Origin of the sequence: Bradyrhizobium sp. Gha (assembly GCF_900113735.1) — a bacterium.
Taxonomy (GTDB): Bacteria; Pseudomonadota; Alphaproteobacteria; order Rhizobiales; family Xanthobacteraceae; genus Bradyrhizobium.
In genome coordinates this window covers 1-12500 of the sequence record NZ_FOQM01000028.1, presented here as the reverse complement: position 1 = coordinate 12500, position 12500 = coordinate 1, and the positions used below count along the sequence as shown (strand labels likewise).

Sequence of the window (12500 nt, the reverse complement as noted above, 5' to 3'; positions counted from 1 at the left end):
TTCGGGTCTAATACAACGAACTTGACGCCCTATTCAGACTCGCTTTCGCTACGCCTTCGCCTATCGGCTTAAGCTTGCTCGTTAAATTAAGTCGCTGGCCCATAATACAAAAGGTACGATGTCACCCAGAACGTATCTTGGGCTCCATCTGTTTGTAGGTGTCCGGTTTCAGGTCTATTTCACTCCCCTCGTCGGGGTGCTTTTCACCTTTCCCTCACGGTACTGGTTCACTATCGGTCGCTGAGGAGTACTTAGGCTTGGAGGGTGGTCCCCCCGTGTTCAGACAGGATTGCACGTGTCCCGCCTTACTCGTGGATACATCATCGCGTTACTCGTACGGGGCTATCACCCTCTGAGGCCCGGCTTTCCTGACCGGTTCCGATTGTCTTTGATGTATCACTGGCCTGGTCCGCGTTCGCTCGCCACTACTAACGGAGTCTCTGTTGATGTCCTTTCCTCCAGGTACTTAGATGTTTCAGTTCCCTGGGTTCGCTTGAAACCTCCTATGTATTCAGAAGTCTCATACCTTCTCTTGATAACCGGAAATCCAAAACCTCGAGGGTTATGGTCCCGATCATTTCTGGTCGAACACCAAGACCTGAGGTCTTGGAGTTCCGGCTATCGAAGGTGGGTTTCCCCATTCGGAAATCCGTGGATCAAAGCTTCTTCGCAGCTCCCCACGGCTTATCGCAGCGTAGCACGTCCTTCATCGCCTCTCAGCGCCAAGGCATCCACCGAACACCCTTAAGGCACTTGATTGCTCTCATTATCAATGTCCACACACTCGGCAGAATGTTGTCTGTACGATTGCCTTTCGGCACGCGCCCTCGATGAACGCTACGTACAGCCGGACAATGATTAGAAAGACCAGCTTGCTTCGTAAGATCGTTCCGATAGCGAGGCGGTCAAGCTTCGCTAAAAGGATCATTTTACAACTCGACAGCCAACCTTGCGGTCAGCGTCGAGCGCCGAAAATGATCCGGAGATAATGAAGGATCCGCGCAGCAATCTGCTACACGACCCAACTCGGATCGATCTCCTCTTTACGATGTCAGAAAACACGCAATCTGCTGTCTATCCAGACTAGCAGGATGCGAAGTGATGTTTCGCGGACGATTTGGTCGGTGATGGCGCCAGCCCGTCTTCGCTCTTACGAGCTTCGACGTGGCAGCCTTCGCACCGGTCGGTTCACCCAGCCGTAGCTGGCTACAACCAGCGAAGGCTGGTGGAGCCAGACGGGATCGAACCGACGACCTCATGCTTGCAAAGCACGCGCTCTCCCAGCTGAGCTATGGCCCCGTAACCAGAAGACGAATGCTCGTTTGATCAGCCCGCCTTCGCCAAGGCTACGGCGCGGCAGCCTTCACATGAAGGGCTTGCCTGGCCGAAGCTGCGAAGCGCGAAGGCTGGTGGGCCTGGGAAGACTTGAACTTCCGACCTCACGCTTATCAAGCGCGCGCTCTAACCAACTGAGCTACAAGCCCCTAACGCATATCCCGTTAAGGACCATGGGATCCTGCGCATGCAGGCCCAGCGCGTGTTCGTCCGCGAAGAAAGAGAAACGTAGACGGCGAAATCCCGCCAATGGAGCTCAACGATCTGGCGATCTGTTGGCCCCTGATGTTTCCAAAACAGCTCGATAGAAGCAAGCTTCTGAAGAGCCATCCTTAGAAAGGAGGTGATCCAGCCGCAGGTTCCCCTACGGCTACCTTGTTACGACTTCACCCCAGTCGCTGACCCTACCGTGGCCGGCTGCCTCCTTGCGGTTAGCGCACCGTCTTCAGGTAAAACCAACTCCCATGGTGTGACGGGCGGTGTGTACAAGGCCCGGGAACGTATTCACCGTGGCGTGCTGATCCACGATTACTAGCGATTCCAACTTCATGGGCTCGAGTTGCAGAGCCCAATCCGAACTGAGACGGCTTTTTGAGATTTGCGAAGGGTCACCCCTTAGCATCCCATTGTCACCGCCATTGTAGCACGTGTGTAGCCCAGCCCGTAAGGGCCATGAGGACTTGACGTCATCCCCACCTTCCTCGCGGCTTATCACCGGCAGTCTCCTTAGAGTGCTCAACTAAATGGTAGCAACTAAGGACGGGGGTTGCGCTCGTTGCGGGACTTAACCCAACATCTCACGACACGAGCTGACGACAGCCATGCAGCACCTGTGTTCCAGGCTCCGAAGAGAAGGTCACATCTCTGCGACCGGTCCTGGACATGTCAAGGGCTGGTAAGGTTCTGCGCGTTGCGTCGAATTAAACCACATGCTCCACCGCTTGTGCGGGCCCCCGTCAATTCCTTTGAGTTTTAATCTTGCGACCGTACTCCCCAGGCGGAATGCTTAAAGCGTTAGCTGCGCCACTAGTGAGTAAACCCACTAACGGCTGGCATTCATCGTTTACGGCGTGGACTACCAGGGTATCTAATCCTGTTTGCTCCCCACGCTTTCGTGCCTCAGCGTCAGTACCGGGCCAGTGAGCCGCCTTCGCCACTGGTGTTCTTGCGAATATCTACGAATTTCACCTCTACACTCGCAGTTCCACTCACCTCTCCCGGACTCAAGATCTTCAGTATCAAAGGCAGTTCTGGAGTTGAGCTCCAGGATTTCACCCCTGACTTAAAAACCCGCCTACGCACCCTTTACGCCCAGTGATTCCGAGCAACGCTAGCCCCCTTCGTATTACCGCGGCTGCTGGCACGAAGTTAGCCGGGGCTTATTCTTGCGGTACCGTCATTATCTTCCCGCACAAAAGAGCTTTACAACCCTAGGGCCTTCATCACTCACGCGGCATGGCTGGATCAGGGTTGCCCCCATTGTCCAATATTCCCCACTGCTGCCTCCCGTAGGAGTTTGGGCCGTGTCTCAGTCCCAATGTGGCTGATCATCCTCTCAGACCAGCTACTGATCGTCGCCTTGGTAGGCCATTACCCTACCAACTAGCTAATCAGACGCGGGCCGATCTTTCGGCGATAAATCTTTCCCCGTAAGGGCTTATCCGGTATTAGCACAAGTTTCCCTGTGTTGTTCCGAACCAAAAGGTACGTTCCCACGCGTTACTCACCCGTCTGCCGCTGACGTATTGCTACGCCCGCTCGACTTGCATGTGTTAAGCCTGCCGCCAGCGTTCGCTCTGAGCCAGGATCAAACTCTCAAGTTGGACTTGAACTTTGAACCGGCTGATCACAACGTTTGACGAGGTCCCACCATTATCGACCGAAGTCGATGTGCTGCCTGCGATTCACATCGCGGGCAACGATGGTGTTTCCTTTGAAACGTGTACCGCCGAAGTCTTTCGTCCGGTCTCGATCAGAAAAGCCGAAGCTTTTCAGAAGCGAGACCCGCAAGGACTCCGCCGTCCACGTTTCTCTTTCTTCATCTTCACTTGTCAAACAGCCCGGGACCAGGAGGCCCCAACCTTCCGGAGTGGAAGGGTCCCGACACCCTTACTGACGTCGAATGACTCCAACCGATTGTGTCGGCTGTTGTGTCACTCAACAAGTTGAGGAGCATCAGTGGCGCGTTCGCTCGCCTTGGTCAGTGACCCGGCGGCGCCGCGCTCAGTGGTTGGGGTTATAGGCCCCACCTTCCGGGCTGTCAACGCCAATCGTCAACAAATCGTCGCACAGTGGATTGGCGTAAAAAACCTAGTTATTACAGTTGATTAGACGGCCATGGAGCGCGCGAAGCGGAGCATCCCGGCAAAAAATCTGAAAAAAAGTTTGGGCCCGGGTGGCCTCCTGAGGGGGCCTGAGAGGGGGTCTGAGGGGATGCAGGGAGCGACCTCGGACCTCCCGTCGCCCAAGGCCCCGCGCCCGCCATTCAGGAAACTTTTTCGATCTTAGGCGCCGTACTAGAGCCACAATCCCGCGGCGTTCTGGTATGACACAAGCTTGAATCGCGGGGATGCCAGTGGGGGCTGCCGGCGATCTGCTTGGGGCTCAGAGAAGGCGATCTGACGATGACGCGGCCTTCTTCGGGCATTCGTAAAGACATCGAGAGACCTTCACCTGCCCAGCTGTTCGTAATTTCGGCCGGGCCCTCACCTTAGGGCCTTCTGAGCGCGAGCACCTGTGCGGCACGGCTTTTCCCGCAATCCCCTCGAGAGGGCGAGCTGGGGAAGGTCGGCGGCGAGGGTTCGTTGATTGGGGGACTTGGGTTGAACCAGAGGACGTCACGCGGCGCTTACGGGCGTGAGACCGGGATCATCGATCTCGGCCACGAGCCGCCGCTGTCCGTCGATGGTTCCGAGGCCGCCGTCATCGATCGCCGTCGCGTCTCGGTGCAATGGTTCAGCGGCACAATTCTGACCGGACTCTGCGGCGCAGCCCTGATCGGCGGCGCCGTTTTCGCATCTCTCGACGGCGAAATGACTTTCGCCAAGGTGCCGGAGCGGGTCGAAGGCGCGCTGCGTGGCGCCTTCGGCGCGGCCGATCGCACGGCGACGCTGCACAAGAGCGACCGTCTGCCGCCGCCGAGCGACACCACCGCCTCACGCAACATCGTGCGCGTCTCGACGGTGGCTCGCGTCGGCAACCGCGACGTGATGCGCGTACGCCCCTTCGTCCGGATCGCCGGCAATCTGTCGATGACGACCAGCGACCTGTCGGCGAAAATCCCGCCGTTCAACGCGCAACGTCTGCTCACCGACGTCGGCTCAGACGCGAAGACTGCGGCCGACGATCCGAACAACCCCGAAGCCGTCGAGCCCGACGCCGAGGTCTCCTTCGTCACCAAGGACCTCTCGCCGGTGCTGCCGAAGGCCAAGATTTCCGCGGTCGTGGCGCTCGACGACATCCTGATGCGGGTGCGCGATGCCGCCAATTGGCGCGGCAATGGCGGGGTGCGCTACGCATCCCTCGCCAATGCCACCGCCGACGTCTCTGGCACGACCGGACCATCCGAGATGAAGATGGCCTACGCCGCCGAAGCGTCGCCGTCCGATCCCTATGCCGGTTTCGAGACCCGCGTGGTGCCGGAAAACGTCACCCTGCTGCCGAAGACCAAGGAGCAGATCACCGGCGGCAATCCCAACGGCGAGCGCGTCCACCTGGTCAAGAAGGGCGACAGCGTCGGCTCGGTCCTCCGTGATCTCGGCGCCACCCCGGACGAGATCAAGGCGATCACGGCAACGCTCGGCCCGCGCGGCCGCGACGGCGGCCTGAAGGAAGGCGAGAAGCTTCGCATCCTGATGGCACCCGCAAGCCCAGGCGCGCGGCTCCAGCCCTACCGCGTCGTCGTCGCCAACGACACCGTCGTCGAGGCGATCGCGGCTTTGTCCGATCTCGGCAAATACGTCGCGGTCGACGTTTCCAGCATGAATACCGTCGCCGACGCTACGACCAACACCAACAGCGACGACGATGAAGATGACGACGGCAGCGGCGTGCGGCTCTACCAGAGCATCTACGAGACCGCGATGCGCAACAAAGTGCCGATGCCCGTCATCGACGACATGATCAAGATCTACTCCTACGACGTCGATTTCCAGCGCAAGGTGCAGCCGGGCGATTCGTTCGACGTGTTCTATGCCGGCGAAGACGAGGGCTCGACGGCGGTCGACAAGAGCGAAGTGCTGTTCGCCTCGCTCACGGTCGGCGGCGAAACCAAGAAATATTATCGCTATCAGAGCCCGGACGACGGCGTCGTCGACTACTATGACGAGACCGGCAAGAGCGCGAAGAAGTTCCTGGTCCGCAAGCCCGTCAACAGCGCCATCATGCGCTCCGGCTTCGGCGGCCGCCGCCATCCGATCCTCGGCTATGTGAAGATGCACACCGGCGTCGACTGGGCCACGGCCTACGGAACGCCGATCTTCGCTGCCGGCAACGGCGTGATCGAGAAGGCCCAGCTCGAAGGCGGCTATGGCAAATACGTCCGTATCAAGCACAACAACGGCTATGAGACCGCCTATGGCCACATGTCGGCCTTTGCCAAAGGCATGGAGCCCGGCAAGAAGGTGCGGCAGGGCCAGGTCATCGGCTTCGTCGGCTCGACCGGCCAGTCGACCGGCCCGCACGTTCATTACGAGATCCTCGTCAACGGCCGCTTCGTCGACCCGATGCGCGTGAAGCTGCCGCGCGGGCGTTCGCTCGAGGGCCCGATGCTCGCGAGCTTCGAGAAGGAGCGCGACCGCCTCGATGCCATGATGAGCGGCCGGGCCGGCGCCATCGCCCGCATGTCGGACGCAACAGGCGGCCCGCTACAGGTCAGCAACCGCTGATTGGACAATCGGTCGAAATCGACCTGACATCTCCTGAAACGTGATCACGGTGGGACGTCATTTTGACGCACCACAATTTCAAGTTTCGTTTGCCAAAGCCGTGTGACGAGCAAATACTTTCCAAAAAAGGGGAGGTCTCGCCATGACGCACAGGTTCGCCTGCGCAGCCTTCGCCGCTGCGATTTTTGCAACCACGAGCGCTTTTGCCGATGGCTGGGAGGTCACAAAGCTTGTCGCGGGCTCGGCCTTCCATGCGTGCACGGACTCGGAATCGATAAGGACGGCCATCTGTTTGCAGGCAGCGTCGCAGGTGCGGCGCTCTATGAAGTCGACGTTGCCGCGGGTACCGCCAAGGTTGCGATCCCCGCGCCTGTGGGCATGGCCGACGACATCGCCTTCGCGCCCGATGGCACCATGGCCTGGACCGGTTTCCTGACCGGCGATCTCTATGCGCGCAAGGGCGACGGCCCGATCAAGAAGCTGGCCAGCGGCCTTCACGGCATCAATTCGCTCGCCTATCGCAGGGATGGCCGGCTCTACGCCACCACCGTCTTCCTCGGCGACACGCTCTATGAAATCGACGTCGAGGGCGTCAAACCGCCGCGCCAGATCATGGACAAGATGGGCGGCCTCAACGGCTTCGAGTTCGGGCCCGACGACAAGCTCTATGGTCCGCTCTGGTTCAAGGGACAGGTCGCAAAGGTCGACGTCGACAAGGCCGAACTGACCGTCATCGCCGACGGATTCAAGGTCCCCGCCGCGGTGAATTTCGATTCCAAGGGCAATCTCTGGGTGGTCGACACGGCGCTCGGCCAGCTCGTTCGGGTCGATCCCAAGTCCGGCACCAAGACCGTGGTCGCGCAACTGAAGCCGTCGCTGGACAATCTCGCCATCGACGACAAGGACCGCATCTACGTCTCCAACATGGCCGACAACGGCATCCAGGAGGTCGATCCGGCGACCGGCCAGGCGAAGCAAATCATCATCGGCAAGCTCGCTTTGCCCGGCGGCATCGGCGTCACCTCTGAGAACGGCAAGGATACGATCCACGTCGCCGACGTGTTCGCCTATCGCACGGTGGACGGCGCAACCGGCGAGGTCATCGAGAAGGCGCGCATGCACGCCGACGGCGTCACCCTCGAATATCCGATGAGCGCGACTGCGAAAGGCAACGACGTGATCCTGTCGAGCTGGTTCACCGGCACGGTACAGGTGATCGACGGCAAGTCCGGCGCTACGCGCGAGATGCTGCACGGCTTTAAGGCGCCGCACGACGCGATCGTGCTTGCCGACGGCAGCCTGCTGGTGGCCGAGTTCGGCACCAAATCCCTGGTCAAAGTCAGCGGTGAGCACGGCAAGGATCGCGCCACGCTGATCGGCGGGCTCGAAGGCCCGATCGGCCTCGTCGCCGGATCGGGCGACGAGGTCTATGTCACCGAAGCCGTTGCCGGTACCGTCTCCAGGATCGACAAGAATGGCGAGAAAACGGTGCTCGCCAAGGACCTGAAAATGCCCGAAGGTCTTGCGCGCGCAAACGACGGCCGATTGATCGTGGCGGAGGTCGGCGCCACCAGGCTGATCGAAATCGACCCGGAGAACGGCCAGGTTACGGAGATCGCGGCCAATCTTCCGATCGGCCTGATCGGAGCGCCCAATGGCCTGCCGACCCACATCCCGACCGGCGTCGCGATCGGCAGTTCCGGCACCATCTATTTCAGCTCGGACGTCGAGAATGCAATTTACAAGGTGGTGAAGAAGTAGGCTCGCCTTGGGAGGAGGCCGGCCGCGGAACCGGTGCCCCGGTTTTCCTGTTAGGCGCTGACGGAAAGCCCCCATCAGCAGGAGGACCGCCCCATGACGCGCCTCTCACGCGACGATGTCGTCAAGGCCGTGGACCGGGCCGACGACGTCACCATAGCCCAGATCATCGAAACCGGCGCAACTGTCGAGGAACTCACTGAGGCCCAAGCCTGGCTCGCCAACGACGAACCCATGATCAACGATTTGCGGCCACTGGCACAGGGGCGCGTGCGTGAACTCGTGGATATTCTCTCCGAGCTAGAACAAGACGATGACGAGCAAGGTCCTGCCGGGCCTGGCTCGGGGTCGGCAATCAGCTAGGCGACCAATCCGACAAAAACTCGCCCCGGAGAGAGCACCTCTCCGGGGCGAATTGCTTTAGAGAGCGTCGGCGCTCAGTTCAGCTTGCGCTTCGGCACCGGCGCCTCGAACTGCGCGATCTCCGCGGTCTGCGGCGCCTTGCCGTTGAAGGTCAGCACATTGCCTTCAGACGAGATCGCAACCGTGTCGCCATCCCTGACGTCGCCGGCCAGGATCATCTCCGCGAGCGGATCCTGGAGATAGCGCTGGACCACCCGCTTCAGCGGCCGCGCACCGTAGGCCGGATCCCAGCCCTTGGCCGCGAGCCAGTCGCGGCCCGAGGCGTCGAGCGTCAGCACGATCTTGCGATCGCTCAGCAGCTTCTGCAGCCGCGCGAACTGGATCTCGACGATGCGGCCCATCTCGCTGCGCTGCAGGCGATGGAACAGGATGATCTCGTCGACGCGGTTGAGGAACTCGGGGCGGAAATGTCCCCGCACCATTCCCATCACCTGCTCACGGACGGCGGAGGTGTCTTCGCCCTCAGGTTGATTCACCAGAAACTCCGAACCGAGGTTCGAGGTCATGATGATCAAGGTATTGCGGAAATCGACGGTACGGCCCTGGCCATCGGTCAGGCGGCCGTCGTCGAGCACCTGCAACAGGACGTTGAAGACGTCGGGATGCGCTTTCTCGATCTCGTCGAACAAGACGACCTGATATGGCCGGCGCCGCACCGCTTCCGTGAGTGCACCCCCCTCGTCGTAGCCGACATAGCCGGGAGGCGCGCCGATCAGCCGCGAGACCGAGTGCTTCTCCATGTACTCGGACATGTCGAGGCGAACCATCGCGGTCTCGTCGTTGAACAGGTACTCGGCGAGCGCTTTCGTCAACTCGGTCTTGCCGACGCCGGTGGGCCCCAAGAACATGAACGAGCCGGTCGGCCGATTCGGGTCCTGCAGGCCGGCGCGCGAGCGGCGCACCGCCGTTGCGACGGCACGTACGGCCTCGGCTTGGCCGACGACACGCTTGCCGAGCTGCTCCTCCATCTTGAGGAGCTTCTCCTTCTCGCCTTCCAGCATCTTGTCGACGGGCACGCCGGTCCAGCGCGAGACCACCTGCGCGATGTGGTTGGCGGTGACCGCCTCCTCCATCATCTCGCCGGAGTTCTCCTTGGCCTCGATATCAGCCAGTTGCTTTTCCAGCTGCGGGATCCGGCCGTAGGCCAGCTCGCCCGCCTTCTGGAATTCGCCGCGCCGCTGCGCATCGGCCAGATCGACGCGCAAGGCGTCGAGCTCCGACTTCAGCTTCTGGGCGTTGGAGAGCTTGCTCTTCTCCGCACTCCAGCGCGCGGTCAGCGCCGTGGATTTCTCCTCGAGCTCGGCCAGCTCCTTCTGCAGCGTTTCGAGACGCGACTTGGAGGCGAGATCGCTTTCCTTCTTCAGCGCTTCCTGCTCGATCTTGAGCCGGATGATCTCCCGATCGAGCGAATCCAGCTCTTCCGGCTTGGAATCGACCTGCATCTTCAGCCGCGCCGCGGCCTCGTCCATGAGGTCGATGGCCTTGTCCGGCAGGAAGCGGTCCGTGATGTAACGGTTGGACAGCGTCGTCGCGGCCACGAGCGCGGAATCGGTGATCCGCACACCGTGGTGCTGCTCATACTTGTCCTTCAGGCCGCGCAGGATCGAGATCGTGTCCTCGACCGAAGGCTCGCTGACGAAGATCGGCTGGAAACGCCGCGCCAGTGCCGCATCCTTCTCGACATGCTTGCGGTACTCGTCGAGCGTGGTCGCACCGATGCAGTGCAGCTCGCCCCGCGCAAGCGCGGGCTTGAGCAGGTTGGACGCGTCCATCGCGCCATCGCCCTTGCCGGCGCCGATCAGCGTGTGCATCTCGTCGATGAACAGGATGAAGGTGCCTTCGCTCGCGGTCACTTCCTGGAGCACGGCCTTCAGCCGCTCCTCGAACTCACCGCGGTATTTTGCACCCGCGATCAGTGCGCCAAGATCGAGCGACAGCAGCTTCTTGTCCTGGAGGCTCTCCGGCACGTCACCGTTGACGATGCGCAGCGCGAGGCCTTCGGCGATGGCGGTCTTGCCGACGCCGGGCTCGCCGATCAGGACGGGATTGTTCTTGGTCCGGCGCGAGAGTACCTGGATGGTGCGGCGGATCTCCTCGTCGCGGCCGATCACCGGGTCGAGCTTGCCGTCGCGCGCGGCCTGGGTCAGGTCGCGGGCATATTTCTTCAGCGCGTCATAGGCGTTCTCGGCGGTCGCGGAATCCGCGGTGCGGCCCTTGCGCAGCGCCTCGATGGCGGCGTTGAGATTTTGCGGGGTGACGCCGCCCTTCGCGAGAATCGCGCCGGCCTCGCTGGTCTTCTCCAGCGTGAGGCCGAGCAGCAGACGCTCGACCGTGACAAAGCTGTCGCCAGCCTTCTCGCCGGCCTTTTCGGCGGCATCGAAGGTGCGGGCAAGCTCGGGCGCCAGATAGATCTGGCCGGCACCGCCGCCGGAAACCTTCGGCACCTTGCCGAGGGCGTCTTCGGTCGCCTTCAGAATTGCGCGGGAATTACCGCCGGCGCGGTCGATCAGGCCGGAAGCCAAGCCTTCATTGTCGTCCAGCAGGACTTTCAGGAGATGCAGGGTCGAAAACTGCTGATGTCCCTCGCGCACCGCTAGCGACTGCGCGGACTGGATGAAGCCCCTTGAGCGTTCGGTATATTTGTCGATATTCATGTCTTTTCTGTCCCTCGGCCTGCCCCTGGGGCCCTATCAGGCACCCCAAACGGCATCTTCATTGGGTTTCCGCCTGCCGCGTTGACATTGCTCAACCGACAGCGGTCGTTCTCAGTCGACGCTGGCGCCGGCCTGACCCAGATGTGGGAAGCGCGCCCTCGGATCGGAAGAGGCAAGTTCACAATTTCGTGCGCTCATCGGTCTGCTTGGCGAGGCCAGAGAGAATCCCCTAAGTAGCCGCATGACAGTCAACCAGACAGCAGAAATCACCGGCCTTTACCGCTACCCGATCAAAGGCCTCACGCCGGAACCCCTGTCCCGGGTGCGCTTGCGCTCAGGCCAGACCCTGCCCTCCGACCGCCGCTACGCGATCGAGAACGGACCCAGCGGATTTGACCCGGAAGCCCCGGGGTGGAAGCCGAAAATCCAGTTTCTCATGCTGGCCCGCAACGAGCGGTTGGCCTCCCTGGACAGCCGGTTCGAGGACGCGACCAATCGCCTGACCCTCCGCAAGAACGGCCAGATCGTCGCCAGCGGCGATCTCGAGACCGCCGACGGCCGCGCCGCCATCGAGGCCTATTTCGCGGAGAATTTTCGTGCGGAGCTGAAGGGGCCGCCAAAAGTTCTGTCCGGCCGTGGCCACAGCTTTTCCGACGTGGCCCGCAAGGTCGTGTCCATCATCAACATCGAGAGCGTCCGCGCCATCGAGACCATGCTCGATGGCATTGCCGTCAATCCCCTGCGCTTTCGCGCCAATCTCTACGTGACGGGCTGGCCGGCCTGGTCCGAGCTCGACCTCGTCGGCCAGATACTCGCGATCGGGCAGGCCCGGCTGAAGGTGGTGAAGCGCATCGTCCGCTGCCCGGCCACGAATGTGGATCCGGTGACGGCGAAGCGCGATCTCGAGATACCGCCGACGTTGTCGCGCCGTCTCGGCCACATGGACTGCGGCATCTATGCCGAGGTGATGGCCGACGGCGAGATCGGCGTGGGCGATGCGGTGGCGGTGGAAGAGCCGAAGCTGGTGTGAGCTGGCGCCGCTGCCGCAACAACCACCGTCATTGCGAGGAGCTCGCGACAAAATTGCAAAGCAATTTTGCGCTGATGCGACGAAGCAATCCAGACTTGGGCCTCCCCTAAATTGGTGGACACCTATAGCTTAGGCAGAGAGAGGTGTCGGATGGCGAAACGGCAGCGTCGGTCATATTCGGACGAGTACAAGGGGCAGGCAGTTGATCTGGTTTTGTCGAGCGGTCGCTCGGCGAAGTCGGTATCGAAAGAGCTCGGGCTCGATGGCTCCGTGCTCAGTCGATGGGTGAAGGAGCGGAGCACGGTAGCAGCCGGCGGCAGCGCCGCGGCGCCCACGTCGCAAGCGTCGGTGCCGTCGGCGGACCAGGCTGACGTGATCGCACGGTTACAGCGGGAAAACGAGCAGTTGCGCATG

At 61.4% G+C, this 12500-nt stretch carries 5 protein-coding genes, 2 tRNA genes, 2 rRNA genes and 1 pseudogene (1 of these 10 running past the window's edge); 5 read left to right on the top strand and 5 right to left on the bottom strand.

Going from position 1 to position 12500, the window contains the following annotated elements; all coding sequences use genetic code 11:
• From BM222_RS27670 to BM222_RS27655, 4 genes are all read right to left on the bottom strand, one after another.
• A 23S ribosomal RNA gene (locus tag BM222_RS27670) occupies positions 1-759 on the bottom strand; it reaches 2088 nt to the left of the window's first position.
• Between the two features lie 464 nt (positions 760-1223).
• Positions 1224-1299: transfer RNA gene (locus tag BM222_RS27665), tRNA-Ala, on the bottom strand.
• 108 nt (positions 1300-1407) lie between these two features.
• Positions 1408-1484, bottom strand: a tRNA-Ile gene (locus tag BM222_RS27660).
• A gap of 187 nt (positions 1485-1671) precedes the next feature.
• A 16S ribosomal RNA gene (locus tag BM222_RS27655) occupies positions 1672-3158 on the bottom strand.
• Together the 16S and 23S rRNA genes with 2 tRNA genes alongside form the textbook arrangement of a ribosomal RNA operon.
• 999 nt (positions 3159-4157) lie before the next feature.
• On the opposite strand from BM222_RS27655, the gene BM222_RS27650 reads away from it, so the two are divergent.
• The 3 genes and pseudogenes from BM222_RS27650 (at position 4158) to BM222_RS27640 (ending at position 8342) form a co-directional block, all read left to right on the top strand.
• The gene (locus tag BM222_RS27650; RefSeq protein ID WP_092235105.1) at positions 4158-6221 is read left to right on the top strand and encodes a peptidoglycan DD-metalloendopeptidase family protein; all 2064 of its coding nucleotides are present in this window, start codon (positions 4158-4160) and stop codon (positions 6219-6221) included.
• Between the two features lie 142 nt (positions 6222-6363).
• Positions 6364-7982 (top strand): annotated as a pseudogene (locus BM222_RS27645) (Vgb family protein).
• A 93-nt stretch (positions 7983-8075) separates the two neighbouring features.
• Positions 8076-8342 (top strand): hypothetical protein, encoded by a 267-nt coding sequence (locus BM222_RS27640; protein WP_092235101.1) that lies wholly within the window; start codon positions 8076-8078, stop codon positions 8340-8342.
• 74 nt (positions 8343-8416) lie between these two features.
• On the opposite strand, the gene clpB is transcribed toward BM222_RS27640, so the two are convergent.
• Positions 8417-11056, bottom strand: coding sequence for an ATP-dependent chaperone ClpB (clpB, locus tag BM222_RS27635; protein ID WP_092235097.1), 2640 nt, complete (start codon positions 11054-11056; stop codon positions 8417-8419).
• 241 nt (positions 11057-11297) lie between these two features.
• Between clpB and BM222_RS27630 the strand changes: the two genes are divergently transcribed.
• A complete protein-coding gene (locus BM222_RS27630; RefSeq protein WP_092235094.1) occupies positions 11298-12086 on the top strand; it encodes an MOSC domain-containing protein in 789 nt (262 codons plus the stop codon).
• A 150-nt stretch (positions 12087-12236) separates the two neighbouring features.
• Positions 12237-12500 (top strand): transposase (locus BM222_RS27625; protein ID WP_143106067.1); only part of this gene is annotated, 264 nt, incomplete at its 3' end.

Bases quoted from the DNA above. Each gene is read 5' to 3' on its own strand.
- BM222_RS27640 (WP_092235101.1), top strand. From the start codon at position 8,076: ATGACGCGCCTCTCACGCGACGATGTCGTCAAGGCCGTGGACCGGGCC.
- BM222_RS27630 (WP_092235094.1), top strand. From the start codon at position 11,298: ATGACAGTCAACCAGACAGCAGAAATCACCGGCCTTTACCGCTACCCG.
- clpB (WP_092235097.1), bottom strand. From the start codon at position 11,056: ATGAATATCGACAAATATACCGAACGCTCAAGGGGCTTCATCCAGTCC.